26 protein-coding genes are annotated in these 26499 nt (G+C 37.8%); 20 read left to right on the forward strand and 6 right to left on the reverse strand.

The features are described 5' to 3' along the window. Window positions 1-220: 220 nt before the first annotated feature. A complete protein-coding gene (locus ACJJVW_RS08425) occupies window positions 221-2452 on the reverse strand; it encodes an ATP-binding protein (protein WP_405251327.1) in 2232 nt (743 codons plus the stop codon). 374 nt (window positions 2453-2826) lie between these two features. Between ACJJVW_RS08425 and acs the strand changes: the two genes are divergently transcribed. After that, window positions 2827-4740, forward strand: a complete 1914-nt coding sequence (gene acs / locus ACJJVW_RS08430) for an acetate--CoA ligase (protein WP_405253082.1) — start codon at window positions 2827-2829, stop codon at window positions 4738-4740. Window positions 4741-4793: 53 nt separating this feature from the next. Here the strand turns inward: acs and ACJJVW_RS08435 are convergent, their stop codons facing one another. Next, complete coding sequence (locus tag ACJJVW_RS08435; protein WP_013750391.1) at window positions 4794-4937, reverse strand: hypothetical protein; 144 nt, start codon at window positions 4935-4937, stop codon at window positions 4794-4796. A 284-nt stretch (window positions 4938-5221) separates the two neighbouring features. Here ACJJVW_RS08435 and trxA point away from each other — a divergent pair, with 284 nt between their 5' ends. The 9 genes from trxA to ACJJVW_RS08480 all read left to right on the forward strand — a co-directional run bounded on the left by trxA (window position 5222) and on the right by ACJJVW_RS08480 (window position 12304). Further along, the gene (trxA, locus tag ACJJVW_RS08440; protein ID WP_405251329.1) at window positions 5222-5518 is read left to right on the forward strand and encodes a thioredoxin; all 297 of its coding nucleotides are present in this window, start codon (window positions 5222-5224) and stop codon (window positions 5516-5518) included. Next, window positions 5519-6121, forward strand: coding sequence for a thiamine phosphate synthase (locus ACJJVW_RS08445; protein WP_405251330.1), 603 nt, complete (start codon window positions 5519-5521; stop codon window positions 6119-6121). Window positions 6122-6140: 19 nt separating this feature from the next. Further along, complete coding sequence (locus tag ACJJVW_RS08450) at window positions 6141-6305, forward strand: hypothetical protein (protein WP_013750388.1); 165 nt, start codon at window positions 6141-6143, stop codon at window positions 6303-6305. Window positions 6306-6430: 125 nt separating this feature from the next. After that, window positions 6431-7942, forward strand: coding sequence for a carboxypeptidase-like regulatory domain-containing protein (locus tag ACJJVW_RS08455; RefSeq protein ID WP_405251331.1), 1512 nt, complete (start codon window positions 6431-6433; stop codon window positions 7940-7942). Window positions 7943-8050: 108 nt separating this feature from the next. Continuing rightward, complete coding sequence (locus ACJJVW_RS08460; RefSeq protein WP_013750386.1) at window positions 8051-8668, forward strand: DUF4230 domain-containing protein; 618 nt, start codon at window positions 8051-8053, stop codon at window positions 8666-8668. Continuing rightward, a complete protein-coding gene (locus tag ACJJVW_RS08465) occupies window positions 8668-9156 on the forward strand; it encodes an AAA family ATPase (RefSeq protein ID WP_405251332.1) in 489 nt (162 codons plus the stop codon). The genes ACJJVW_RS08460 and ACJJVW_RS08465 overlap by 1 nt, the downstream gene beginning before the upstream one ends. Then, window positions 9153-9509 carry an MmcQ/YjbR family DNA-binding protein gene (locus ACJJVW_RS08470; RefSeq protein ID WP_405251333.1) on the forward strand — a complete coding sequence of 119 codons (357 nt, stop codon included), beginning with the start codon at window positions 9153-9155 and terminating at the stop codon, window positions 9507-9509. Before ACJJVW_RS08465 ends, ACJJVW_RS08470 begins: the two co-directional genes overlap by 4 nt. A 1-nt stretch (window position 9510) precedes the next feature. Next, window positions 9511-11283 carry a MutS-related protein gene (locus ACJJVW_RS08475; RefSeq protein ID WP_405251334.1) on the forward strand — a complete coding sequence of 591 codons (1773 nt, stop codon included), beginning with the start codon at window positions 9511-9513 and terminating at the stop codon, window positions 11281-11283. Window positions 11284-11302: 19 nt separating this feature from the next. Continuing rightward, window positions 11303-12304 (forward strand): metal-dependent hydrolase, encoded by a 1002-nt coding sequence (locus ACJJVW_RS08480; RefSeq protein WP_405251335.1) that lies wholly within the window; start codon window positions 11303-11305, stop codon window positions 12302-12304. Here ACJJVW_RS08480 and ACJJVW_RS08485 read toward each other — a convergent pair. The 4 genes from ACJJVW_RS08485 to ACJJVW_RS08500 all read right to left on the reverse strand — a co-directional run bounded on the left by ACJJVW_RS08485 (window position 12301) and on the right by ACJJVW_RS08500 (window position 15622). Next, on the reverse strand, window positions 12301-12720 hold the full coding sequence (locus tag ACJJVW_RS08485) for a response regulator (protein WP_298322666.1): 420 nt from the start codon (window positions 12718-12720) through the stop codon (window positions 12301-12303). The two genes, ACJJVW_RS08480 and ACJJVW_RS08485, sit on opposite strands and share 4 nt — an antisense overlap. Before the next feature lie 4 nt (window positions 12721-12724). Beyond that, entirely contained in the window at window positions 12725-14137 is a 1413-nt protein-coding gene (locus tag ACJJVW_RS08490) for an ATP-binding protein (protein WP_405251336.1), read from the reverse strand. 3 nt (window positions 14138-14140) lie between these two features. Beyond that, window positions 14141-14689 (reverse strand): response regulator, encoded by a 549-nt coding sequence (locus ACJJVW_RS08495; RefSeq protein ID WP_013750379.1) that lies wholly within the window; start codon window positions 14687-14689, stop codon window positions 14141-14143. A 99-nt stretch (window positions 14690-14788) separates the two neighbouring features. Beyond that, window positions 14789-15622: an AraC family transcriptional regulator gene (locus tag ACJJVW_RS08500; protein WP_405251337.1), complete on the reverse strand. Its 834-nt coding sequence runs from the start codon at window positions 15620-15622 to the stop codon at window positions 14789-14791. Window positions 15623-15755: 133 nt separating this feature from the next. On the opposite strand from ACJJVW_RS08500, the gene ACJJVW_RS08505 reads away from it, so the two are divergent. From ACJJVW_RS08505 to ACJJVW_RS08550, 10 genes are all read left to right on the forward strand, one after another. Continuing rightward, on the forward strand, window positions 15756-16670 hold the full coding sequence (locus tag ACJJVW_RS08505; RefSeq protein ID WP_298322657.1) for a dihydrodipicolinate synthase family protein: 915 nt from the start codon (window positions 15756-15758) through the stop codon (window positions 16668-16670). Beyond that, entirely contained in the window at window positions 16670-16936 is a 267-nt protein-coding gene (locus tag ACJJVW_RS08510; protein WP_298322654.1) for a DUF1272 domain-containing protein, read from the forward strand. Before ACJJVW_RS08505 ends, ACJJVW_RS08510 begins: the two co-directional genes overlap by 1 nt. Beyond that, window positions 16933-18429 (forward strand): aldehyde dehydrogenase (NADP(+)), encoded by a 1497-nt coding sequence (locus ACJJVW_RS08515; protein ID WP_298322651.1) that lies wholly within the window; start codon window positions 16933-16935, stop codon window positions 18427-18429. Before ACJJVW_RS08510 ends, ACJJVW_RS08515 begins: the two co-directional genes overlap by 4 nt. Window positions 18430-18435: 6 nt before the next feature. Beyond that, complete coding sequence (locus ACJJVW_RS08520) at window positions 18436-20148, forward strand: DUF885 family protein (RefSeq protein WP_298322648.1); 1713 nt, start codon at window positions 18436-18438, stop codon at window positions 20146-20148. Between the two features lie 12 nt (window positions 20149-20160). After that, window positions 20161-21165 carry a 4-hydroxyproline epimerase gene (locus ACJJVW_RS08525; protein WP_298322645.1) on the forward strand — a complete coding sequence of 335 codons (1005 nt, stop codon included), beginning with the start codon at window positions 20161-20163 and terminating at the stop codon, window positions 21163-21165. A gap of 21 nt (window positions 21166-21186) precedes the next feature. Continuing rightward, entirely contained in the window at window positions 21187-22434 is a 1248-nt protein-coding gene (locus ACJJVW_RS08530; RefSeq protein ID WP_298322642.1) for an FAD-binding oxidoreductase, read from the forward strand. Between the two features lie 163 nt (window positions 22435-22597). Next, window positions 22598-23758 carry a homogentisate 1,2-dioxygenase gene (locus ACJJVW_RS08535; RefSeq protein WP_298322639.1) on the forward strand — a complete coding sequence of 387 codons (1161 nt, stop codon included), beginning with the start codon at window positions 22598-22600 and terminating at the stop codon, window positions 23756-23758. Between the two features lie 8 nt (window positions 23759-23766). Continuing rightward, window positions 23767-24240, forward strand: a complete 474-nt coding sequence (locus tag ACJJVW_RS08540) for a CCC motif membrane protein (protein WP_405251338.1) — start codon at window positions 23767-23769, stop codon at window positions 24238-24240. A gap of 119 nt (window positions 24241-24359) precedes the next feature. Beyond that, window positions 24360-25520: a 4-hydroxyphenylpyruvate dioxygenase gene (gene hppD, locus ACJJVW_RS08545; RefSeq protein ID WP_298322633.1), complete on the forward strand. Its 1161-nt coding sequence runs from the start codon at window positions 24360-24362 to the stop codon at window positions 25518-25520. Window positions 25521-25680: 160 nt separating this feature from the next. Continuing rightward, window positions 25681-26499 (forward strand): DUF3108 domain-containing protein, encoded by an 819-nt coding sequence (locus ACJJVW_RS08550; RefSeq protein ID WP_298322630.1) that lies wholly within the window; start codon window positions 25681-25683, stop codon window positions 26497-26499.

The following is a 26499-nucleotide window of genomic DNA, read 5'->3' on the forward strand; positions in this document are numbered from 1 at the left end:
AAGAGACTTGGATATTCTTAAAAACTTGAAGATTTTTAAAATCTTTCAGAGGATTAGATATTAAAAAACACCCTATTTTCACAACATTCAGGCTAGAAGAAAACTTAACTGAAAGAGCTATTTTCGCGAAAGCGTAAAGAATAAGATAACCCTCATCACAAATAGGTCAGTTTCGATAAGAAGTAAATAAGAAAGTCAAGTAAAATGTATATGTGACCATTTAGGTCGAGCTATACATTAAGAGCATGTCTAAAAGAATCTCTGTCTTATAGGGTTTGAGTATGCTATTGTTAATGCCGTGTTTTGTTAGTTCTTTATCTCCCTCTTTATAGCTTGTGGCTGTAAGAGCAATGATAGGAGTTATACTGTCAAACTTTCTTATAACAATACTTGCGTCAATACCATTCATAATAGGCATGTTAATATCCATCAATATGAAATCATAAGCATTATTCTTTACTGCGCTCACAGCTTGTTGTCCATTACTGGCACTTTCGTTTTTTATACCGTATTGTTCAAGTACCTTTTTAGTTACTAGTTGGTTAATGCTATTGTCGTCTACTATAAGTACTTTTTTACCTTTGAGACGTTCATAGCTTGAGATATCTGATTGGACTTCTAGGTAGGAGTCGGATCCAGTTTCTAGATCAATTGTAAATGAAAACGTAGATCCTTTATTTGGCCTGCTTACTAGGGATAATTTACTACCAAGAATGTGCAAAATCTTCTTGACAATGGGAAGACCTAAGCCTGTACCTTGATGGTTTGACATAGCTCCTACTTGAGCAAATTCAGTAAAGATTTTTGCCTGTTCTTCTTTGGCAATGCCTTGTCCTGTGTCTGCTATACTAAAGAGTATGGTGTTTACATCTTTATTCTTTTCTTGGAGTGTGGCCTTTATGGTGATTGTGCCATCCTCGGTAAACTTACTTGCGTTACTCGATAAGTTCATGAGGACTTGAGAGATTTTAGTCTTATCGCCTAGTAAGGTGTCTGGTATATTAGGATCAATAATCACCTTTGTAGTGTTATTATTTTTCTTGTTTATGAACTCAAGGGTTTGTACAATGTGAGGTATTAATTTATGTAGTCTAAAGTTAGTCTTCTGGATACGCTCGCCTTCTTTTGAGTCAAACTTATTTAAGCTTAATATATCATTTACAAGTGCCAGTAGATAGTCGGCAGAGAATTTTAAAGATTTTAAATCTTCTGTATGGTTTTTGAGCGCTGGATCTTCAAGAAACACAGAAGAAAGTCCTATAATTCCATAAAGCGGAGTTCTTAACTCATGGCTTACTGTAGAAAGAAATTTAGTATTACTTCTAGCTAGTTTTTGAGATTTCTTTTTGGCTTGAAGATATTGTTTGTTTTTTGATTTTAAATTATCAAGGAGCCTTTTTCGCTTCTTTCTACCATGTAATAAAGTCCCAATAAATAAGAGCAGGATGGCTGCTAGTGCGAGTGAAGTTCTTAAAAGTAATTTGTTTTCACCAGCCTTTTGAAGCGTGAGCTCATTTTCTAATTTTGAGGCTCGTAGTTCTTGTTTAAATTTATTGAGGTTAAAGCGAGAGGTGGCATTTTTTTGCTGCTTTATTTTGTTTGCTTCGTATCTCTTTTCGACGAGTACATCATAGGTTTTACGTATGCTATTTACTTGCTCGTAGTTGCCTATGCTTTCATAGGCCTTCATTAGGTTTTTATAATTATCAATCTTGTAGTTGTCATCTTGTTCATCACCAGCTACCTCCATGGAGTAATTAATTGCTTCAATCGCCTCTTTAGGTCTGTTTTGTAATAGATAGATAGAACTTTGAACGTGATAGACGGTTCCTTCAAAGTTGTTTTTCCTTCCATTAAAATCATCTTTCGTTAGTAATTCCTTTGCTTGATTTAGATAGTGTTGCGCCTCATTTGGCTGCTTCTTTATTACATATAACTCAGCTAGGTTGTTATTCGATATAAAATCAACTAGGATACTATTTTCAATTTCTGGGCTTATGGCGAGTGCTTCTTCAAAATAAGTGATGGCCTTGTCTGGATCTTCTTCAAAAAAAGTATTTCCCAGATTAGTAAGATTTCTAGCAAGATTAAAGGTGTCATTAGACTTTTTATTTTCTTTAATGGCGTTATTAAAAAGATCTTCTGCACCCTGAAAATTGTCTACTTGTATAAATGCATTTCCTAGAATACTTCTTAAACGAGATGTAGTAATAGGTGATTTGACTCTCTTAGCGTTATCTAGAAGGTGTGGTACAACCTCAATAACTTTTTCATAACTAGACTCATTAAATAAGGCAAGTATGGCGGGCATCAGAGAGTCTATCTCTGCGACAGTGAATTGCTTTTCTTTTATTAATAAGATTTCTTCTTGAGAGATTGTCTCTTGACTGTAGGATTTAAAAGAGTATACAGTACTTAAAACAACTAGCAGTAGTATGGTTAGTCTAGTCATAAATATTGATTTGGGAATTAAAATTTAAGCAATTGTCCCTAGAGCAGTTGTTACATCAGAAAATGTGTTTAATTAACTAATAATATTCTTTTAATCTAAAAAATACTGCTTTTCGTCGATTATTTGAGGTGTTTGATGAGTTTTTTTATTTTTCAAGATTGATTTTAAATTTTTTGTAAGCCGCTAATTATCAGTAATGAATAATTTTAATGTTATAAGAAGGCTCTCTGTTGCACATTTATAGCTTAACTAGTTAAAATTTTATATTTAAAGCAGATTGTGGTGGGTGTTGTCTTTGGTGCGCTTTCGCGAAAGCGTTAAATGTTTTCATTATTAGCGTCATACTCTATATCTTTTATCAATCAAATAGATACATAATGAGTAATTACCACATAAAAGGTCTACAAGAGTATTTTCAAGTCTACCAAAAGTCTGTAGATAAGCCTGAGCAGTTCTGGGAAGAAATTGCCGAAGAAAATTTTGTCTGGCGAAAGCGCTGGGATACCGTATTAGAATGGGATTTTAAAAAGCCAGAAGTAAAGTGGTTTGATGGAGCCCAATTAAATATTACAGAAAATTGTCTCGATAGACATCTTTACACTCGTGGTAATAAAACTGCATTGCTCTTTGAGCCCAATAACCCTGAAGATCCTGCCGAACATATTACTTATAAAGACCTGCATGAGCGCGTGTGCAAGTTTGCAAATGTCCTTAAGGCTAAGGGGGTGACGCGCGGTGATCGTGTGTGTATTTATGTACCCATGATACCAGAACTTGCGGTATCTATGCTTGCATGTGCGCGTATAGGAGCGGTACATTCGGTAGTATTTGCGGGTTTTTCTAGTACAGCATTGAGTACTCGTATTAATGATGCAAGCTGTAAGATGGTTATTACGAGCGATGGCTCCTATCGTGGTAATAAAACAATTGACCTTAAAAGTATTGTAGATGATGCATTAGAAAATACTCCATCTGTTGAGAGCGTACTTGTTGTAAAGCGCACTGGTGGTGATGTAGTAATGAAAGAGGGGCGTGATGAGTGGGTAGCACCACTGTTAAAGGAGGCATCAACAGAATGCCCTGCCGAAACTATGGAAGCAGAGGATTATCTTTTTATATTATACACTTCTGGCTCTACAGGGCAACCTAAGGGAATGTTGCACACTACCGCTGGATATATGGTGTATAGTGCATATACATTTAAAAATGTATTCCAATATAGAGAGGATGATGTGTACTGGTGTAGTGCAGATATAGGATGGATTACTGGGCACAGTTATATTGTTTACGGACCGCTTGCAAATGGTGCTACCTCTGTACTTTATGAGGGAGTTCCAAGTTTTCCAGACTGGGGACGCTTTTGGGAAATAATAGATAAACATCAAGTAAACCAATTTTATACAGCACCCACGGCGATAAGAGCACTTGCAAAGGAGAACTTGAGTTATGTGGAGAAGTATGATTTATCATCCCTCAAGGTTTTAGGAACCGTAGGCGAGCCCATAAATGAGGAAGCCTGGCACTGGTATAATGATAATATAGGAAAGAAAAAATGTCCAATTGTTGATAGCTGGTTTCAAACGGAAAACGGTGGGATTATGATAAGTCCTATCCCATTTGCTACTCCTACAATTCCCACATTTGCAACTTTGCCTTTACCAGGGATACAACCCTGCTTAATGGATGAACAAGGCAAAGAAATAAAAGGAAACCAAGTAGAAGGAAGATTGTGCATTAAATTTCCATGGCCTAGTATAGCTAGAACGATATGGGGAGATCACAAAAGATATAAAGACACGTATTTTTCGGCATTTGATAATATGTATTTTACTGGAGATGGCGCTTTGAGAGATGCTACAGGTTATTATAGAATCACGGGACGTGTAGATGATGTCATTATCGTTTCTGGGCACAACCTAGGTACAGCGCCTATAGAAGACGCTATTAATGAACATCCAGCTGTTGCCGAAAGTGCAATTGTAGGTTTTCCTCATACTATTAAAGGAAATGCTTTGTATGGTTATGTAACGTTAAAGGAGACTGGAGAAGGACGTGATCATGATAATTTACGCAAAGAAATTAATCAACTTATTACAGAAAAAATAGGCCCGATTGCTAAGTTAGATAAAATCCAATTTACAAATGGATTACCTAAAACACGATCTGGTAAAATCATGCGACGTATACTACGCAAGATTGCCTCTGGAGAAGGAGACAATCTAGGCGATATAAGTACACTTCTTAATCCTGAAGTTGTACAGAGCGTAAAGGACAACGCACTATTATAACATAAAAAACCCCGAAGATTATTTCTTCGGGGTTTTTTATATATAGTGAGTGATTAACTTTTTAAATTATCTCGTGGCTGGGTAAACTCTTTTTTATCTTTTACCTGATTATTAATCTCTTTGCCGTGAGTGGCTTCAAGATTAATCGCTTGTTCTTTCTTACTAGTTTTCTCTGGATTAGGTGTTGTATTACTCATGACTATATTTTTTAAATGTTTACTTAAAGATAATTTGAAACTACCTTTTTGTAAAGGCAATTAATAAACCTTAACCGTCCATTGTTAAAAAATGTGAATAGAGGTATTTGAAAATTAGACCTGTAGAATAGAGTAATTCTGAGGATGTTTGCTGGTTCAAAAATGTGATAGTTTAGATATTAAGGAACACACATCAAAAACGACTAAGGTTATAAATCTCTTAAAGCCATTAGTGGTACAGAGGTATTTTATTATATTTCAATAAATCTAAAATATACACAACGATGAAATCATCCTTTTTTGATATAATCCAATCTGAAACTCCTGTCTTAGTAGACTTTTATGCAACATGGTGCGGACCTTGTAAAACACTGGAGCCTATTCTAGAACAAGTAAAAGACGAGCTAGGTGATCAAGTAAAAATTGTAAAAATAGACGTAGATAAAAATCAGCCGCTTGCTGCTCAATATAATGTGCGAGGAGTACCTACCATGATCCTTTATAAAGCAGGAAAGCAGGTGTGGAGACAATCTGGAGTGCTAGAGAAAAGTGCAATTGTTGAGGTGGTAAAAACTGCATAGATGATTATACTAATTTCTCCAGAGGAAACGAGTGAAAACGAGATTGCCATGTTGCATCAACTATTTGAAGCTGGGCTATCTCATTTTCATCTTAGAAAACCAAATGCGAGTCTTGATGATCACATAGCATACCTGAATATGGTTAATGCTACGTATCATAATCGTATAATGACGCATAACTTTCATAAAGAGCTGTGTAGTCAGTTTAACATTATGGGTGTGCATCTAGAAGAAGCGATGTGGAGAGCCCAAGGAAACCAATTAGAACAATACGTGCAGTCATTTACTGCTATAGGCAATAGCGTATCTTCCTCTTACCACGAACCAGAAGATCTAGCATCGCAAGCAGTACGTTTTGAGTATACCTTATTAAGTCCTGTGTTTTCGGCAATTTCTAAGAGTGATATGCAAGGAAGAGGTTTTGATGTGCGTCACATCAATAAAGATATTGTAGGTATGGGAGGAATAAATGCAACTACGACTCCAGAAGCACTAAAACTTGGCTTTAAAGGAGTAGGAGCGCTAGGCGGCATATGGAATACAGATGATCCCGTAGCAGCATTTATTGAGATGAAAAACGCTTTCGCGAAAGCGAATACCTAACCTTTACTATATTTGCACCATGGCAAAACGAGGAACTCCTAAAAACACGAAAAATAAAGCTAAGCATTCTAAGCTTATGGATCGTAAGAAAAAGAAAGAGCGCGAGAAGAGAGACGCTAGTGAAGCGCGATTACTCGAAGCAAAAGAAAAGATGAAAGCTCTTAAAGAGAAAGAAGAAGAATAACAAAAGCGTCCCGATGGACGCTTTTTTAGTTTTAGAGCGTAACATATTGACAATTAAGACGTCATTTTAATAGTTTAGGCAACCATTTTAATTTTTCTAGCGTCTATATATTAAATAACCATCTTATGACGACACTTATAAAATTCATTCTCACATTACTTACGATAACCTGCGCTACTACAGCGGTAGCACAATCTTATAGTGTAACCGTAATTGATGAAAGTACTAAAGAGCCCATACCTTTTGCGACTGTAAAATTATCTAAAAATACAGGCACAATCACAAATGAAGAAGGCATCTTTACTCTTGGAGAGTATAAACTATCTGCACTTAGGGACTCTGTGTATATCTCATCTATGGGATATGAAGAGGTGGCTATTTTTCCTAAGAAAGTGATGGATACCATTATATCGCTGCGTGTGAAAACAAACGAACTAGATAATGTGTTTCTCACAAATAATCCACTGGATGCAGAGCAAATTATAGAGCGTGTTAAAGAGAATATAGTTGTCAATTATCCTAATGCGCTCACTGAGAAAAAAATATTCTTCAGACAGTCTGAGTCAGATCGTATTGATAAAATGGATATCGAAGTAGAAAAAACGACTATTCCAGAATTTAACCAAGTCTTTATGGATAGTCTAGTGGGGTCTGTCGCAAAGAAGAGTGATTACTACAGTGAGTCTGTAGGAACACTTTCTGGAAATTATGACAATCAAAAGCTCGTTATAGATAAAGCCGCAAAGCTCTACGACAAAACTAAAGAAAATGTAGGGGTGGAGAGTTTTGGAAAAAGGCTTGAAGAAATTATTGAGAAAAATGTAAAAGCAGATTCTTACTTTAAAATAAAATCTGGAATCATAGGTACCACTATTGAAGTAGATGACTCTACAAAAATGGGCAGTTCAAATGGCGGACTTAAAATAGAGGTAGATACAGAGCAAGAAGAAAATGACAAGGAGCAAGCCATTACAGAAAGTATAAAATCTGACCTTTCTGATTTGTTTGAGGCTATGTTTTATAAGGAGGATACAAAGCTTGACTTCTTAACAAAATCCAATCGTTATCAGTTTACTAAAAGAGAATTTACGGCAATAGGTGATGATATTGTTTATGTAATAGACTTTGAACCTAAGGGAAGAAAAGATTTTAAGGGAACCCTTTATGTAAATACTGATGACTTTGCAGTAATGCGACTAGAATATGAAAATGTGCGTAAGCTGTCAAGTTTTGGGATGTTTGGCATAAGCTACAAGAAGTACTTGTATAAGGGTAAAAGCATCTATGCAAAAGATGATAATGGTGGTTACTCATTGCGATTTATGGAGCTAGAAAACGGAGAACGCGTTGGTATAGATAGGCCATTAAAAATCATTGAAAAAAACAAAAATGTAGGAGGTCGCCGAAAGCAAAATGAAGTAGCGATGGAGATTGAAATAGCAAACACTAGCTATTCAAAAAAGGAGCTAGTTGTTTTTAGCACTACAAGTATTGATCAAGGTACTTATGATGCTGTAGAAGAAATTAAAGAGATGGAGGCAACATACTTGTCTAATTATGATCCTAATTTCTGGAAAGGGTATACCATTATGGAGCCTAATGCGGCAATACAAAGCTTTAAGTCTGAGAGTAAATAATAGACTAGCATAAAGATTCTTAATATTAAATTATGATGCCAGTATCCCATTGTGGTTACTGGCATTTTATATGGTGAAGTCTTTGAGGGCTTTTAGTATCTTTACTTTATGGAATTAGTATTTATAGGGCTCGCCGTAGGAGCGATACTCTCTTATTTTGTATTTAACTTTATCTCTGGAAAATCTAAAACGCCAGATGCTCAAGCACAATCTGTTGTGCTTATGGAGCGCATAAGAACGGTGTGTAAATTTATTACCGTAGAAGGCGACTTTGCAGAGATATATCACTACGAAAGTTTAAAAAATAAATGGATGAACCTGCTCTTAGGTTCAAAAAAGGCTATTGTCCTCATAGATGCAAAAGCACACATAGGTTTTGACCTTACTAAGATTAAAATGGAGGCAGATGATAAGAATAGAACCATAAAACTATTTGATTTCCCAGAGCCAGAACTACTATCTGTAGAGACAGATTTTAAGTATTATGATAAGAAAGAAGGGTGGGCAAACCCTTTTACAAGCACAGATCTTACAGAGATAAATAGAGAGGCAAAGCAACACATACGCGATAAAATCCCACAGAGCGGACTCTTTGAAGAAGCAAAAACACAGGCGCTAGAAACAGTACAGTTAATGCAAAAACTTGTAGAAACCATAGGCTGGAAACTAGACTACTCATCACTAGAAATACCTGCGAGTAAAGAGCCTAAGAAAATTGAATCTTAGTGGTATATCTCATTACTGGAAATACAGGAGCTGGAAAAACTACGTATTCATTAGATCTTAAGAAAAGCATTAATGGTGTCTTATTTTCCATTGATAACTGGAATAAAACATTATTTCTAGATGATAAACAAGAGACAGACGGAGTTGACTGGTTTTTAGAACGCATCGCACGTAGCGACCAGATGATTCAATCACTAGTGTTGCAGCTTGAAGAGGCGGATACTCCCGCAATTTTAGATTTGGGTTTTGCAAAGCGAGATAGAAGAGAGCGTTTTTACGCTTTCGCGAAAGCGCACCAAATACCTTACGAGCTACACTTTTTAGATATTGATAAAGAATTGAGGAAAGAAAGAGTACAACAGCGCAATAAAGAGCAAGGAGCCACCTACGAATTTGACGTTTCGGCGGAAGATTTTGAATTTATGGAAACATGGTTTGAGCCGCCTGTAGAAGATGAACTCATAGAGGCAACAATAATTAACAAGTGAATATAGAAGCGTTTAGAACATATTGCCTTGATAAAAAAGGAGTGACGGAGGAGTTTCCTTTTGATGCAGACACCCTAGTTTTTAAAGTGATGGGTAAAATGTTTGCACTTTGCTCTTTGAAACGAATTCCACTTTCGGCAAATTTAAAATGTGATCCAGATCGAGCTGTCGTTTTAAGAGAAGAACATGATGGAGCGATTATTTCTGGATGGCATATGAATAAAACTCACTGGAATACCTGTGTTCTGGAAGAGTTGCCACCACAATTACTAGCAGAGCTTATTGACCATTCTTACAATCTGGTCGTATCAAAAATGACAAAAAAACAACAAGCCGAACTTGCGGCTCTATAATATGACAGCACCTACAGCCTTCTACGAAGGACAAATCAAAACATATCAGAAAGAATTATCTGAGATTAAAAGGAAACTCAATATCTCAAGTACCATAAGACTTGTAGTGTTCTTAGCTACAGGAGCGAGTGTGTACTTCACTTTAGGTAACACGCAATTACTTATGGGATGTATAATCGCAGGTATTATTGTTTTTTTATTACTCGTGAGTCGCCACAGCCAGTTGCAGCACAAGCGTGATCTTACTAAAGCGCTTCTAGAGCGCAATGAGACAGAATTAAAAGTACTTAGTAGGGATTTTTATGACCTGCCAGATGGGAGTGAATTTCATAATCCAGAGCATGTATTTAGCCAAGATATAGACCTTTTTGGGCGTGGCTCTTTCTTTCAGTACTTTAATAGAACAGCCCTTGATAGTGGTTCTTCAAAACTGGCTTCCATGCTTCTTTCAAACGATATTGAGGGAATATCACAAAAGCAAGAAGCAGTAAAAGAGTTAGGTAATTTACCCGAGTGGAGACAATTGTTTAGTGCGATAGCATCATTAGTCACCACAGACATTTCTGCAGATAGTGTGCTAGTGTGGTTAAAAGAGTACACCTCTTTTGTGCCTAAACAAATGAAACTTATCTCGCGTATATTTTCTGCAATCTCATTACTTACGCTTGGAGCTTATTTTATAGGATTTATTGCTGGATGGTGGGTGTTTGTAGTGTTTGGGATAGGTTTATTAATAAGTGGTAGATTCTTTGGTAGAATCAATATGCTCTCTGCACATACGGGGAAAATTCAAACCACATTTACACAATATGCGAGCTTATTATCTAGAATAGAAGAGCAAGAATTTGCGAGTGATCTGCTAGTAAATAAGCGTAAAATGGTCATTACGTCAGAGCAATCAAGTTCGTCCATTTTGAGAGCTTTTTCAAAACATCTGGACGCACTTGATCAGCGTAACAATTTTATAATTGGACTCATATCTAATGGATTTTTTCTTAGAGATTTAAGTATTGTACACAACATTGAAGGATGGATTGCAACACATCGCGATGCGGTAGAAGATTGGTTTGAAGTAATAGCATTTTTTGATGCTTATAACAGTTTGGGTAATTATGCTTTTAACCATCAAGCTCATGTATTTCCTGAGATTACAAAAACTGGAACTACACTAGTTACTACAGGAGCAGCGCATCCTCTTCTTGATCCTACAACTGCTGTGCGTAATGATATCACTATAAAAAACGATGAGTTCTTTATCATCACAGGAGCAAATATGGCTGGTAAAAGTACCTTCTTAAGAACGGTAGCTCTGCAAATTGTGATGGGCAATGTTGGCTTGCCCATATTTGCAACGAGCGCTTCATATACGCCTATAAAGTTAATTACTAGTATGCGCACCACAGATAGCCTTACAGATGATGAGAGTTACTTTTTCAGCGAACTCAAACGTCTTAAGTTTATTGTAGATCAGATAGAAACAGATCGCTACTTCATTATCCTAGATGAAATTTTAAAAGGAACTAACAGTACGGATAAGGCAGAGGGTTCTCGTAAGTTTATAGATAAGCTTGTAGGTGCAGGAGCGACTGGTATTATCGCTACACACGATTTAAGTTTATGTGAGGCTGCAAATGATCTCAAGGAGGTGAAGAACTATTATTTTGACGCACAAATAATAAACGACGAACTCTTTTTTGATTACACTTTTAAAGAAGGTATTTGTCAGAATATGAATGCTAGTTTCTTACTAAAGAAAATGGGGATTGTATCATAGCATTATTTAATAAAATAGTATGGATAGTTTAACTCAGATAGTTCTTGGCGCTGCAGTAGGCGAGGCAGTACTTGGCAAAAAGATAGGTAATAGAGCAATGATCTGGGGAGCGGTAGCGGGTACCATACCAGATCTTGATATTGTGTGGAGATATCTCACAGATACTATTACAGCAACCGAGATGCACCGTGGTTTTAGCCACAGTATTGTGTTTTCTATACTCGCAGCTCCATTGCTTGGATGGCTGGTCCATCAGCTTAAAAAACGACCAGATGTAGGGTGGCAAGGATGGTCAAAGCTATTTTTCTGGGGTCTTTTTACACACCCATTGCTAGATGCATTTACTACATGGGGAACGCAAATATTTTGGCCATTTAATTGGAGAGTTGCTTTTAATAGCATCTTTGTTATAGATCCATTATACACTGTTCCTTTCTTAATATGTGTCCTTATAGCAGCTACTAAAAAACGTGGTTCGCTTTCGCGAAAGCGTACTAACAACCTTGGCATTTACATGAGTACTGCATATTTATTACTCACAGTTGTGATAAAATATGTAGCCCATCAAAAGGTGGTTGAAAATCTTGAGCAGCAGCGCATAACTTATTCCCAAATTTCAACACGCCCTGCCCCAATGAACACCGTATTGTGGAATATAAATGTAGATGCAGGTGAAGATTATCTTATAGGGGATTACTCTTTCTTTGATTCCAAGCCAATTAGTTTTAAGGCATATCCCAAAAAGCGCTCAGAAAGTGAAGCGCTTATTAATAGGTCAGAAGTACAACGGCTCATTACCATTTCTGAAGGTTGGTATATTCTTGAGAAAATTCAAGATGAGTGGATCTATAATGATCTCCGTTTTGGACTTATCGCTATAGATCCAGATAATCCTCAGTTTGTTTTTAGGTACAAGCTAGAGGAAAATAACGGGACAATCACAGCCACAGAAGACCGCCCAGATACGTCAAATATGGATGCTGTATTAGGTAATCTATGGACAAGAATTAAAGGGAATTAATCGTCAAAACGTCCAGGGAATTGCTCTTTTAGAATTTTGAAAAGATTTTCTTGAGTAAGCGGTTTGTTGTCAAAATGCTGCAATAGGTCATACTTTTCGGCCTTCTTTTTATCTACTGGAGATGTAGAGGTCGTAAGCATCGCAATCACCACTCCTGCTTTTTGCACATCTTCTAATTCTTCATAATGCTCTAAAAACTCAAATCCATCCATGCCTGGCATGTTGATGTCTAAGAAAATTAGGTCAGGGCGTGGATAATCTTCATCAATAAGAGTTTTAAGGTAGGTAAGTCCTTCTTCTCCAGAATACTTGATGGTTACTCTAGCGGTAACCTTAGCCTTTTTGATTACTCGTGAGTGTACAAAATTATCAGACTCAGAATCATCTATAAGTAATATCTCTCTTAGTGGTTGCATGCTATTATTTTTTTAAAGTGAATGTGAACGTGCTGCCTTCACCTACGGTAGATGCAACACTTATTTTTCCCTTGTGTAATTCTACAATTTTTTGACAGAAGGCAAGACCTATGCCTGTCCCTTCATATTCCTTTGCACTGTGAAGGCGTGTAAACATATTAAAGACTTTGTCTAGGTGTTCTTTTTTAATTCCTAATCCATTATCAGAAACTTTAAACGTGTAATAAAGTCTCGAGTCGCTTACACTTATATGGATCTTTGGAGCTCGTTCCGGTGGAGTAAACTTGATGGCATTTGTAATTAAGTTTACAAAAAGCTGTCGTAATTCTACTGGATAACCAGATACAGTAGGGAGTGTATCGTTAGTAATAACCGCTTCACTCTCTTCTATGCGTGTGCTTAGATCTACATTAATCTCGTTTAAAAGTTTATTGAGGTCAATTTTTGAGCGAGTGCCAGACCTGCCAAGTCTACTGTAATTAAGTAAGCCGGTAATGAGGCTCTTCATACGTGCCGTAGCGCCTTTTATAAAGTCAAAATAAGTTGCAGCCTCGCCGTCTAATTTGTCTCCATAATCTTCTTCAAAAAGTGCAATAAAGTTATCTACGGTGCGCAGAGGTTCTTGCAAATCGTGAGAGGCTATGTAGGCAAATTGGTTAAGCTGCTTGTTTTTGTCCTCCATCTGGTGAATGAGATCTTCATTCATTTCCATTTGCGCTTCCTTGAGAGCAATTTCCTCATCTCGTGAGTGAACTAACTCGGTAAGGGCATCATTATTTTCGGCAAGCTTTGTAAATAGTGGAATAAGCCTTTTTCTAACAGCATAGACATTAAATAGCATTAATAGCAGCGCTATAGATAGTGCTATAAGACTTAAAATATAAATGGTATCATATGTAGATTTACGCTCAAGAAGCAATGCATTTTCCTCAATAAGCATGATGTCTCTCATGTTATCAATAGCGTCTATAAGGCGCAAGGTTTCTGTTCTTCCGGTGCGTTTTCTATTTTCTTCTGGAGTACGGAGCACATAATTCTCCATATTATTATCCATGCCCAGTATGCGCTCATTTACTAGCGCCTCAAATTTTCTTAAGTTTTCTTGTTGAGAAGGATTTTCAAGCGTTTTTATTTCGAGTTGATCTATCTCACCTCTCAATTTTGCTATTTGAACTTTATAGTCAATGCGATACTCAGGGTCTTTACTTATTAAATACCCGCGTAGCATACTTTCAGCTTTTAATAATGTCTCAGATACATTGTGTATTTGAGTGGTCGTTTCATTTGCATGAACAATCCATTTTTGAGAATACTGTGACGCGAGATATAAGAGCGTAACTAATACAATTACAGCAAGCGTCGAAAAAAAACTTAAGTAAAGTGACCTGACTATATTTTTAGATTCGGTAGTATCCATAGATTATTTTATGGATAAAAATTTGAGAACTTTGTCTTTAAGTGATTCTATTGCTTCCTTGTGCTCGTAAGCTTCAAAGTCATGATGACGCAAGTAATCTGTAAGCTCGCGCTCTCTAGCATCTTTTTCACGTTGTCTTTCTAAACGTGTGATAAGCTCTTGCTTTTCTGAAATAAATTTCTCAAAAAGCGGTTGTAGTTTTTGTTGTAAATTTTGAAGGTTTTCTTTCAAGAAAAATCCAGAAGCCCCTTGTAAGATAAGCTCTGCTGCTTTCTCTTCATTGTTGAGGTTTCCTGTAATAATAATTACTGGGATCTCACTATTAAATTCCTTGACTTGTTTAATTACGTCAAACCCAGTAAATCCTTCAAGGTTGAAGTCACTTACCACGATATCTGGTAAAAACTGTTTGAGAGCCACAGCGAGTGAAAGCTCTTTGTCTGAAATGCTGATCTCAACATTGTTACAAAAGCGTTTAATCTGTTTTTGTACGAGAAAAGCATCAGATACTAGGTCTTCTACAATAAGTATGCGTAGTGGAGTATCAATCATTTTTGGTTAGTCTAGGTTGTTTATGTAAAGATATGAGATATTATATCGTAGCTTTCTTAACATTTTTATAAAAATCTAAGAAAAGAAAAACTTAAATAATTACGTCCTATCCTTGTCTCTATAGGCGCTTGGAGTGATTTTCATCAATTTCTTAAAGTTTTTATTAAAATGTGATAAGGTCTTATAACCGCAGCGATCTGCAACATCTGCTATAGAAATTTCTTGTTGAACTTCTAGTAAGGAGCAGGCATGTGCAATGCGAACTTCAGTAAGAAAACTAAAATATGACTTGTTTGTGCGCTGTTTAAAGTACTTGCAAAAGCTATGAGGCGTCATAGATGTGAGTGATGCGAGATCATTTAAATGCACCTCTTGCTTGTAGTTTGCTAGTGTAAAGTCAAAGATTGCACTCATGCGTTTTCCATCTTTTTCAGAAATATGACGTTCATAGATAAACGTCGAGAGCGAGATGCTTTTCTTGATTTTCAAGACAGTAATTAGGTCTATAAAATGCCCTAGTCTATGCATTCCTTGAGCCGTGTTTATATGTTGGAACAAAGAGTCAATTTCAGGAGTTACGGATGTTTTAAATCCCGCTTTCGCGAAAGCGTTAAAATCTGCAATACCTTTTCCTTCTTCTAGTTGTAAAAACGTATCGCCAAAAGATGCTGCACTAAAGAACACAGAATACATCAAGCAATCTGCGGTGTCACTATTAAATACATGGGGCTGAAAGCTACCCAAAACAATTACCTCTCCAGCCGAAAATGAATGAACAGTATCTCCTGCCACTAGAGTTCCCGTTCCTTTCTTAATGTAGCTTATTTGGATTTCCTCATGATGATGGAGTGCATTGTATAATACACCTTGATCTACTTGAAATAGAATAGCAGCATTGCTAGGCTTCGGAATTTTAAAAGGAAGTACACGCATGCATAAAGGTACTTTTTTGTTTTAATTAATTAGCAAGTCACGTTAATTTGGATAATATACTATTATTGATGGATAAAACAGTATTTAATCTTAAGCTTATGGCGCCATTATCTTTGACCAAAATAACATCATTATGAGCATAGAATGGAAAGGTGTCATGCCTGCGGTAACGACAAAATTCACAAAAAAAGACGAGCTAGATCTTGACATGTTTGCTGTAAACATCAAAGCCCAACTTGATGCGGGAGTTCATGGTATTGTACTAGGTGGAACGCTAGGGGAGGCGAGCACTCTGGAAGATCATGAAAAGCGCACACTTACTACGGAGACGGTAAAACTTGTAAAAGGTAGCGTACCGGTTATGATAAACATCGCCGAGCAGTCTACAAAAGGCGCCATCGCTGCTGCACACAAAGCTGAGGAAGACGGAGCAAGTGGCCTTATGATGCTTCCTCCTATGCGATATAATGCAGGAGACGCAGAGGTGGTTACTTATTTTCAAGACGTAGCCAGTAGTACTAGCTTACCTATTATGATTTATAATAACCCTATAGATTATAAAATAGAGGTCACGCTCAACATGTTTGAGACCTTGTTAAAACAGGATAATATTGAAGCTGTAAAAGAAAGTACTCGTGACATTTCTAATGTGACACGCATTAAAAATAACTTTGGAGATAGACTTAAAATAATGACTGGTGTTGATACTCTAGCGCTAGAGTCATTGTTGATGGGAGCAGATGGCTGGGTCGCAGGTTTAGTATGTGCTTTTCCAGCAGAGACTGTAGCAATATACGAGCTACAAAAGGCTGGTAGAATTAAAGAAGCAATTGAGATTTATCGCTGGTTCTTACCACTACTAGAATTAGATATAAATCCTAAACTGGTACAAAACATAAAACTTGCTGAAGTCCATACTGGTATAGGGACAGAAGATGTGCGTAAACCTAGACTGCCACTTTCTGGAGATGAGAGAGAACATGTCTTACAAGTAATTAAAAGTGGATTGGCTAGCAGACCTAGTTTACCTGCCTATAAAAACTTATAATGTTACAGATAAGACCATCATGTGAACATTGCAATAAGCAATTGCCGTATAATGCTAGTGATGCAATGATATGCACTTTTGAATGTACCTTTTGCAAAGAATGTGTAGATGATATATTATTACAAGTATGTCCTAACTGCGGAGGTGGTTTTGAGAAGAGACCAATACGACCAGAGCATCTATTACAAAAGTATCCGGCATCTACAATTACAGTGCATAAACCAGTAAACGTAGCATTGCATCAGCAAAAAATTAAAGCATTATGATTACAGGAAAAAATCAAATAGGTTTTACACAGAGTGCCACGGGTAGCGTGACTTATAAAACTATAAATCCTCAACTAAATAAGGAAAATCCAACCGCATTTTACGAGGCTACTCAACAAGAAATAAATACTGCTTGCGCGCTTGCTCAAAAAGCCTTTCACTCCTACAGTCAAATAAAGGGAAGTAAACGCGCAAACTTTTTAAATACTATTGCAAACGAGATAGAGGCTCTTGGCTCAGATCTTACGGATATGTACACGCAAGAGAGTGGTTTGCCAGAAGGTAGGGCACAAGGAGAGCTAGGCAGAACCTTAGGGCAGCTTAGAATGTTTGCAGAGTTAGTGTCACAAGACAAGTGGCGTAATCCTATAGGAGTTGGTAACACCAGCGGACTTAAAAAAGCATTGATTGCTATAGGGCCTGTAGTTGTTTTTGGGGCAAGTAATTTTCCGCTGGCTTTTTCTACGGCTGGTGGTGATACCGCTAGTGCGCTTGCAGCCGGTTGTCCTGTTATTGTAAAGTCACACCCTATGCATTCAGGTACGGGAGAGATGGTGGCAACAGCAATTATAAAAGCTGCACAAAAAACAGGAATGCCAGAGGGTGTTTTTTCTAATCTTAATAGTGCAGGTATTGATGTAGGAGAGCAACTCGTAAAACACACGGTAATAAAAGCCGTTGGATTTACGGGTAGTCATACCGGTGGTCGTGCACTGTATAATCTCGCTGCACAAAGAGATACTCCTATTCCAGTTTTTGCAGAGATGGGAAGTATAAATCCTGTGATTATAACGCAGGAGGCTTTAAGTAATAGAGGCTCTCAAATAGCCGAAACATATGCAGGTTCTATCACTCAAGGTGTAGGGCAGTTTTGTACAAATCCTGGACTTATTATTACAATCGCGAGTGATGAATCTCAGGCTTTTGTAAATGATCTAGCAAATAACCTGAGTAAGGTAGATGAAGGGTGTATGTTACATCCACGTATACAATCTGGATTTACTAGCGGAGAGAAAGAAATGGCAAAAGTACCTGAAGTTACTTTTGTGATGAGTACTGATAGCAGTAAAGAAAACCATGCAGCTCCCACATTGGCGGTAGTAAGCGGAGGAGATTTTATAAAGAATTCTCAGTTGCACAAAGAAGTTTTTGGCCCCTTTTCTATGGTTGTGCTTGCAAAAGATGAAGCAGAGCAATTAGCGATTATAAAAAATCTAGAAGGGCAGCTTACGGCAACTCTTATCGCTCAAGATGAAGAGGTTGCCACATTACAAGATATTACACTAGCTTTACAAGACAAGGTAGGTCGCATCATTTATAACGGAGTTCCCACAGGAGTTGCGGTAGAAGATGGTATGACACACGGAGGACCATATCCAGCAAGTACAGATAGTCGCTTTACGGCGGTAGGAAATCATAGTATTTTGCGTTGGGTAAGGCCTTTTAGTTTCCAAGACTTTCCTTCGGCGTTGTTGCCAGATTATCTAAAATAATATCTTATGAAGCATATAATTATACTGCTCGTTTTCTGTATTTCTATAAATGTTTGCGCTCAGAATTCTTCGGCGCAGCTTGCGAAAATTATAGAAGATAGTCAGGAGTTCAAGTGGCAAGATGATTTGGCAGATGAGCATCCTATGGGTGTTTTTTCAAAAGAACGGTTTGAAAAGGAGTCCGCTTTCGCGAAAGCGCAACTTAAAAAACTACAGGCTATATCATCAGAAACATTGTCTGAGACAGAGCGTATATCTCTAGAGTTACTCAAGTTCAAGCATCAAGAAACGGTAGATTACTATGCATACGAAAGTTATCTAAACCCGCTGTTATCAGACTCGGGTTTCCACAGTAGTTGGAATTATATGGTGCGTCCCATAAGTACGTATAAGCAAGCGGTTTCATACCTCAATAAGCTGAAAGCGTTACCAGACGTAGTAGATCAATATTTGCCATTGTTGAGAGAAGGAGTAGAAAAAGGTGTCTCGCAGCCGCGTGTGATTTTTAATGGATATGAGAGTACGTATGATTCACAAATTGTAGCCGATTATAAAGACAGCTTCTATTATGAGCCATTTTTAAACTTACCAAGTTCAATAGCGGGCGTGCAAAGAGATTCGCTATTGGTAGCTGCTAGAAGTGCAATAGAACAGCAGGTTGTTCCATCTTTTGAGAGGGTCAAAACATTTTTTGAAACAGAATATCTCCCTAAAACGCGCACTACACTTGGAGTTTCAGAAACACCAAATGGAAAAGCATATTACCAAAACAGAATAAACTATTACACCACCCTAGATATCACTGCAGATGAGGTGCATAATAAAGGACTCGCTGAAGTTGCGCGCATTAAAGCCGAAATGCAGAAAATTATTGAGGAAGTAAACTTCGATGGGTCTTTTGCAGACTTTTTACAATTTTTGCGCACAGATAAACAGTTTTACGCCACTTCTCCAGAGCAACTGCTTATGATTGCTCGTGACATGGCAAAAAGAGCAGATGCACAGTTACCTCGATTTTTTAAGACCTTGCCTCGTAAGCCTTACGGAGTGGCGCCAGTACCAGATGCTATTGCTCCTAAATACACGACAGGGCGATATGTAGGTAGTGCAAAGGGAAGTACAAATCCTGGATACTACTGGGTAAACACCTACGATTTGCCTAGTCGCCCGGTGTATGTGCTGCCATCACTTACGGTGCATGAAGCGGTGCCTGGGCATCACTTACAAGGATCGCTTAATCAAGAGCTGGGAGATAGTATTCCTCAGTTTAGAAGAAACATGTATGTAAATGCTTACGGTGAGGGCTGGGGATTATACTGTGAATACCTCGCTGCCGAAATGGGGATGTATACAACACCGTACGAACGTTTTGGACAATTGACTTATGAAATGTGGCGTGCTTGCAGACTTGTAGTAGATACTGGATTACACGCAAAAGGCTGGACAAGGGAGCAAGTGGTAGATTATATGTCTGAAAACACAGCGCTTTCCATACATGAAATTAATACGGAGACCGATAGATATATTTCTTGGCCGGGACAAGCGCTTGCTTATAAAATGGGCGAACTCAAAATAAGAGAATTGAGAACGCTAGCAGAAAAAGAGCTAGGTGCTAAGTTTGATATTAGAGAATTCCATGAGATCATCTTAGAGCAAGGAACGGTGACACTCGCTATTCTTGATAGACGAGTGAAACACTGGATTGAGAAAAATAGTTAGTACCTATTTAATATGAAACACACTTTTACTTGTATAGACGCACACACCTGCGGAAATCCCGTAAGACTCGTCGCTCATGGTGGGCCAGATCTAAAGGGAGCAACTATGAGCGAGAAGCGACAGCATTTTCTTAAAGAGTATGACTGGATACGCAAAGGATTGATGTTTGAACCACGCGGTCATGATATGATGAGCGGGAGCATCTTGTTTCCTCCGCATGATCCTGAAAATGATTTTTCTATTCTTTTTATAGAGACTTCAGGATGTCTGCCTATGTGTGGTCACGGAACTATCGGGACGATAACAATTGCAATAGAAGAAGGGATCATCACACCCAAAGTGCCTGGAATTATCAGAATGGAAGCCCCAGCAGGATTAGTTGAAATTGAATATCAGCAAACGGGAACTAAAGTTGACTGGGTACGTCTCACAAACGTAGCCTCTTTTCTAGCTGCCGAAAATTTAACTGTTGATTGCCCAGGTCTAGGCGAGATCTCGTTTGATGTAGCTTATGGTGGCAATTATTACGCAATTGTAGATCCGCAAGAGAATTTTACTGGCGTGCATGATTTTACGGCTGGTCAGATTATACAAATGAGCCAAGTAGTGCGTGAGCGTATTAATGAGCAATATCCTAATCAGTTTATCCATCCAGAAAATGATACCATAAGAGATGTCACTCATATGTTATGGACGGGTAACCCTATAAATGCAACATCAGATGGGCGCAATGCAGTTTTCTATGGAGATAAAGCAATTGACCGCAGCCCTTGTGGTACAGGAACTTCGGCTCGTCTCGCACAATTATATGCAAAAGGGAAATTACAAGTAGGAGAGCCCTTTGTTCACGAGAGTTTTATAGGTTCAAAATTTATAGGTCGTGTAACAAAAGAAACAATGATTGGTAATCAAAATGCCATTGTACCCAGTATCCAAGGATGGGCAAGAATATATGGACATAATACCATTACCATAGATGAGGAAGATCCTTATGCATTCGGGTTTTCTGTAATATAGCATTGGGTAAAAGAAGTATTTATGTCAAAAGAAATTATCATCATAGGTGGAGGGATTATAGGATTAAGTTGTGCATACTTTCTACAAAAGTCTGGACATCAAGTCACGGTAATAGATCAATCTAAAATGGATGGCGGCGCGAGTTATGTAAATGCTGGGTATATGTCTCCTAGTCATCTCGTACCACTGGCAGCTCCTGGAGTCATGAGGCAAGGAATAAAGTGGATATTTAATAAAAAGAGTCCGCTGTATATTAAGCCACGTCTTGAAGCAGATTTCTTAAAATGGTCGCTAGCTTTTAATAAGTCGTGTACTCAGAAACACGTAAATAGAGCTGTTCCCGTAATGAAAGAAATTGCGGTGCTGGGCCGTGATTTATATCATCAGATCAAGCAAGAAGAAGGATTTTCTTTTCACTTAGAAAAAAAGGGTTTGCTTATGCTTTGCCAGACAGAAGAAACACTTCATCACGAGGACGAACTTGTACAAATCGCAATAAAAGAAGGACTAAGTGCAAGAACCATTTCTGCGCAAGATGTTAAGAGGATGATGCCAGATGCTACGCTTGATATAGTTGGCGCCTCGTATTTTGAGTGTGATCATCACAGTACTCCTGGCGAATTTATGAAAGAAATGAAAGCGCATCTTTTATCTAAAGGCGTTGTCATTAGGGGAGAGGAGAAAGTGATTGATTTAGAGATTAATAATGGTAAAATCACCAGTGTAAAGACAGACAAAGAAGTTCTTAAAGCAGATGAGTTTGTGATGGCAGCTGGAAGTTGGACAAGTACGCTTTCGCGAAAGCTAAACATCAACCTACTCCTTCAGGCTGGAAAAGGATATCGTGTCCAAACCACCAAAGAAACAGGAATTACCTATCCATCTATACTTGCAGAAGCAAAAGTGGCAATAACTCCAATGAATGGATTTACCCGTTTTGCGGGAACGATGGAGATCGCTGGAATCAATCATACAATAAATAAGGCTCGAGTAGACTCTATTGCAGATGGTGTCAATAAGTATTTTCCAGAAGTGCATATTACAGCAGAAGAAAAAGCTGGTGCTGCCTGTGGCTTGCGACCAGTATCTGCAGATGGAATTCCATATATAGGTAAAAGCTCAAAATGTAAAAACCTCACTATTGCAACAGGTCATGCGATGATGGGGTGGACGTTAGGTCCTAGTACAGGTAAACTAGTGCAAGAAATTGTAGATGAGGTAACACCTAGTATGGATATGGCTATGTTTCATCCAGATAGAACTTTCTAAATTCCATTTTTACAACACGGTAAAAATCCCCTATATTTACGCTCATGAACGCACAAGGCTGGATAAACTTACCTATACTTCTTAATTTCCTCATAAAGAGGAACCCAGAATAGATTGCTTTACTTGATTTTGAGTAACTTTAAGACAATCTAAAAACACAACAATGCCTTTTTATCATAAGTTGGGGGATATCCCTCATAAGCGTCACACTCAGTTTCGTAAGCCAGATGGTTCCTTATATTCCGAACAATTGTTTGGTACCATAGGTTTTGACGGGATGAGCACAAATAGCTATCACGTACATAGACCTACGCAAGTAAAGGAAATACGCAAACAATACTCGGTAAAACCAGAAATTGCAAAGGAAAATAACATGCAATCGTATCGTTTTCGTGGTTTTCAAATCAAGCCGGAAAAAGATTATTTAGAAAGTAGGAAAGCCGTACTTACTAACAGTGATTGTACCATTATACTTGCAGCTCCTCAAGAACGCACACAAGATTATTTTTATAAAAACACAGATGCAGATGAACTTATATTTGTTCATAAAGGCACTGGAAAACTGCGCACACATTTAGGGAATCTTGACTTTAAATATGGAGATTACTTACTCATTCCTAGAGGAGTTATCTACAAGATGGATTTTGATACGGATGATAATAGACTCTTTATAGTAGAGTCGCGCAGACCTATTTATACTCCTAAGCGTTACCGTAATTATTTTGGTCAACTGCTGGAGCACTCTCCATTTTGTGAACGTGACTTAAGACAGCCATACGAGCTAGAAACTAACGATGAGAAAGGAGAGTTTCTAATCAAGGTAAAAAAGCAAGACGATATTTTTGAGATGGTATATGCTTCTCATCCATTTGATGTGGTAGGATATGACGGGTATAACTATCCATATGCTTTTTCAATTCACGATTTTGAGCCTATTACTGGTCGCATCCACCAGCCGCCTCCAGTGCACCAAACATTTGAAACAGATGCCTTTGTAATCTGTAGTTTTGTGCCTAGAAAGTATGATTATCACCCGCTTAGTATTCCAGCGCCATACAATCATAGTAACATAGATAGTGATGAGGTGTTGTATTATGTAGATGGTGATTTTATGAGCCGCACAGATGTAGAGGCTGGACATATTTCTTTACACCCAGCTGGTATACCTCACGGTCCGCACCCAGGAACTGCAGAGAAAAGTATAGGAAAAGAGGGAACAGAAGAGCTTGCAGTTATGGTAGATACTTTTAAACCACTTATGGTTTGTAAAGATGCCATGGCAATTGCAGACGAGAGTTATTATCAAAGCTGGCTAGACCACTAAACATCAATATGCACAATAAATTACCTGCAGATCCGTCTGCATTAATATTAGGAATCGTTGGTCTAGTGATAGGTATTGCCGGCTGCTGCTGTTATGGATTTACAGCAATCATTCCATTAGGCTTAAGTATCGCAGGACTTGTGATGGCAAATAAGAGCATGAAACTCTATCGTTTAAATCCAGAAGAGTTTTCTGAGTCAAGCAGGAGCAACGTTTCTATAGCACGCGTTCTTAATATTATTTCCATCATTTTAAATGGATTATTCTTACTTATCGTGATAGGAGCGCTTGCGTTTTTAGGGGTTGCTGGTATGACAGGCGCATTTGATGATCTTACAAATGATGCATATAGTACAGATAACAACTGGGAGTACGAAGATGACTTTAATGACGACGTGTTTATGGAGGAGGAAGTAGACTCTATAAGTACAGATTCTATCTTCTTAAACGAGGTATTTCCAGAAAGAGATAGTATTGATTAATACCGCTTTCGCGAAAGCGTAACAAAAACAACATAACAATCTGCTTAGGCAGAAGACTTATCAATTAGTATTAATAGTGAAGTAATAGCTTAAACTAACTTCACCGAAAAGTAACAACTATGAGCAAAGACTTAAAATCTGTAGACTACGGATTAGAAAAAATATTTGAAGGAGCGCAGGATTTTCTTCCGCTTCTAGGGACAGACTATGTGGAGTTTTATGTGGGTAATGCAAAACAAGCAGCACACTTTTATAAAACGGCATTTGGTTTTCAATCATATGCTTACAAAGGTCTTGAAACTGGATCTCGTGATGAGGTAAGTTATGTGCTTAAGCAAGATAAAATACGCATTGTACTTACTACACCGCTTAACAGTAAGTCACCTATAAACGATCACATTGTAAAGCATGGTGACGGTGTAAAGGTGGTTGCTTTATGGGTAGAAGATGCAAGAAGTGCCTATGAAGAAACCACAAAACGTGGTGCAAAATCATATTGCGAACCATTTGTAGAGAGTGATGAACATGGAGAGACTGTACGCGCTGGTATTTATACCTACGGGGAAACGGTACACATGTTTGTAGAACGTAAAAACTACAAAGGAGCGTTTTTGCCAGGTTTTAGAAAATGGGAATCAGATTATAATCCAGAGCCTACAGGTTTAAAATATGTAGATCATATGGTAGGTAATGTGGGCTGGAACCAGATGAATACTTGGGTGAAATTTTATGAAGAGGTGATGGGGTTTGTAAATTTCTTGTCTTTTGATGATAAGCAAATTCACACAGAATACTCGGCACTTATGAGTAAGGTGATGAGTAATGGGAACGGTCGTATTAAATTCCCGATAAACGAACCAGCAGAGGCAGCAAAGAAATCCCAAATAGAAGAATATCTAGATTTTTATGAAGGATCTGGTGTACAGCACCTCGCTCTTGCAACAGATGATATTATTAAAACAGTAGCGCAGCTTAAGGCTCGTGGTATCGAGTTTTTACCACCACCACCACAAACATATTATGATGATATCCCACAAAGACTGGGTGAGCATATGAAAGTGATGAAGGAGGATATAGAACGTTTACAAGAGCTTTCTATCCTTGTAGATGCAGATGAGGATGGATATTTACTTCAGATATTCACAAAACCATTAGAAGACAGACCAACCCTATTTTTTGAAATCATACAACGTATGGGAGCAAAAGGATTTGGTGCAGGAAACTTTAAGGCACTCTTTGAGTCTATAGAAAGAGAGCAGGCACAGAGAGGAACTTTATAAATTCTTAAGTACGCTTTCGCGAAAGCGTAACGCTGTTATTTACACAATTACAATTATTTAACTAAAACTTCGTCTTAGAAATAGGACGGAGTTTTTTGTTATTCTATTTTTGGAATAACAATTGTATTACATGCTTTGTACAACCAAATAACGACCTAAGATGAAGTCACATAACAAATACATACCTGCCTTATTAATAATGATAGTATTTCTTGTGAGTACTGCCTTTATGCAGGCGCCAGTAAGTAATGGTGTGATGAAACATAAGGATACATATCAAGCGGGAGAATGGCTTAAATTTAGAGTGCATTACGGGTTGCTTACTGGTGGTTATGCTACTATAGATATTAAAGATGCTACCTATAAAGGAAAGCCAGTACATCATATAAAAGGTTTTGGAGAGACTACGGGGATTGTGGGTCTGGCCTTCGGAGTAGAAGATTACTATGAAAGCTGGGTAGATAAAAAGACAGATTTGCCATATAAGTTTCTTCGTAAAATAGATGAGGGTGGTCACACTAAGAATAAAGTCATAGAGTTTGATCAAGTGGCACATAAAGCGCATATAAACGATATAAAGCGTGATAAGAAAACCACTATTGATACAGAACCAGGCATTCAGGACATGGTCTCTGCAATGTATTACTTGCGTAATAATCTTACTACAGACGGGCTAAAGGCAGGTGATGAAGTCAATCTCACCATGTTTTTTGATGGAGAAAATTATCCATTTAAAATGCGTTTTTTGGAAAGAGAGACGATTCGCACGAAGTTTGGGAAGGTAAAGACATTAGTTTTTAGACCACTTGTACAGTCTGGTCGTGTTTTCCAAGAAAAAGAAAGTCTTACCATATGGGTAAGTGATGATGATAATAAAATACCGCTTCGTATTAAGGCAGAATTATCTGTAGGCTCACTTAAAGCAGATCTAGACGCTTATAAAGGACTTAAGCATCCTTTTGAGATCGTGTTTGATTAA

It is taken from the genome of Dokdonia sp. Asnod3-C12 (genome assembly GCF_045063975.1).
Taxonomy (GTDB): domain Bacteria; phylum Bacteroidota; class Bacteroidia; order Flavobacteriales; family Flavobacteriaceae; genus Dokdonia.

Excerpts from the sequence above, each read along its gene's own strand:
- ACJJVW_RS08460 (WP_013750386.1), top strand. The coding sequence starts at position 8,051 with ATGGAATTAGTATTTATAGGGCTCGCCGTAGGAGCGATACTCTCTTAT.
- ACJJVW_RS08445 (WP_405251330.1), top strand. The coding sequence starts at position 5,519 with ATGATTATACTAATTTCTCCAGAGGAAACGAGTGAAAACGAGATTGCC.
- ACJJVW_RS08425 (WP_405251327.1), bottom strand. The coding sequence starts at position 2,452 with ATGACTAGACTAACCATACTACTGCTAGTTGTTTTAAGTACTGTATAC.
- hppD (WP_298322633.1), top strand. The coding sequence starts at position 24,360 with ATGAGCAAAGACTTAAAATCTGTAGACTACGGATTAGAAAAAATATTT.
- ACJJVW_RS08535 (WP_298322639.1), top strand. The coding sequence starts at position 22,598 with ATGCCTTTTTATCATAAGTTGGGGGATATCCCTCATAAGCGTCACACT.
- trxA (WP_405251329.1), top strand. The coding sequence starts at position 5,222 with ATGAAATCATCCTTTTTTGATATAATCCAATCTGAAACTCCTGTCTTA.
- ACJJVW_RS08530 (WP_298322642.1), top strand. The coding sequence starts at position 21,187 with ATGTCAAAAGAAATTATCATCATAGGTGGAGGGATTATAGGATTAAGT.
- ACJJVW_RS08520 (WP_298322648.1), top strand. The coding sequence starts at position 18,436 with ATGAAGCATATAATTATACTGCTCGTTTTCTGTATTTCTATAAATGTT.
- ACJJVW_RS08510 (WP_298322654.1), top strand. The coding sequence starts at position 16,670 with ATGTTACAGATAAGACCATCATGTGAACATTGCAATAAGCAATTGCCG.
- ACJJVW_RS08495 (WP_013750379.1), bottom strand. The coding sequence starts at position 14,689 with ATGATTGATACTCCACTACGCATACTTATTGTAGAAGACCTAGTATCT.
- ACJJVW_RS08435 (WP_013750391.1), bottom strand. The coding sequence starts at position 4,937 with ATGAGTAATACAACACCTAATCCAGAGAAAACTAGTAAGAAAGAACAA.
- ACJJVW_RS08500 (WP_405251337.1), bottom strand. The coding sequence starts at position 15,622 with ATGCGTGTACTTCCTTTTAAAATTCCGAAGCCTAGCAATGCTGCTATT.
- ACJJVW_RS08550 (WP_298322630.1), top strand. The coding sequence starts at position 25,681 with ATGAAGTCACATAACAAATACATACCTGCCTTATTAATAATGATAGTA.
- ACJJVW_RS08540 (WP_405251338.1), top strand. The coding sequence starts at position 23,767 with ATGCACAATAAATTACCTGCAGATCCGTCTGCATTAATATTAGGAATC.
- ACJJVW_RS08475 (WP_405251334.1), top strand. The coding sequence starts at position 9,511 with ATGACAGCACCTACAGCCTTCTACGAAGGACAAATCAAAACATATCAG.
- ACJJVW_RS08485 (WP_298322666.1), bottom strand. The coding sequence starts at position 12,720 with ATGCAACCACTAAGAGAGATATTACTTATAGATGATTCTGAGTCTGAT.
- ACJJVW_RS08450 (WP_013750388.1), top strand. The coding sequence starts at position 6,141 with ATGGCAAAACGAGGAACTCCTAAAAACACGAAAAATAAAGCTAAGCAT.
- ACJJVW_RS08505 (WP_298322657.1), top strand. The coding sequence starts at position 15,756 with ATGAGCATAGAATGGAAAGGTGTCATGCCTGCGGTAACGACAAAATTC.
- ACJJVW_RS08525 (WP_298322645.1), top strand. The coding sequence starts at position 20,161 with ATGAAACACACTTTTACTTGTATAGACGCACACACCTGCGGAAATCCC.
- ACJJVW_RS08515 (WP_298322651.1), top strand. The coding sequence starts at position 16,933 with ATGATTACAGGAAAAAATCAAATAGGTTTTACACAGAGTGCCACGGGT.
- ACJJVW_RS08455 (WP_405251331.1), top strand. The coding sequence starts at position 6,431 with ATGACGACACTTATAAAATTCATTCTCACATTACTTACGATAACCTGC.
- ACJJVW_RS08480 (WP_405251335.1), top strand. The coding sequence starts at position 11,303 with ATGGATAGTTTAACTCAGATAGTTCTTGGCGCTGCAGTAGGCGAGGCA.
- ACJJVW_RS08490 (WP_405251336.1), bottom strand. The coding sequence starts at position 14,137 with ATGGATACTACCGAATCTAAAAATATAGTCAGGTCACTTTACTTAAGT.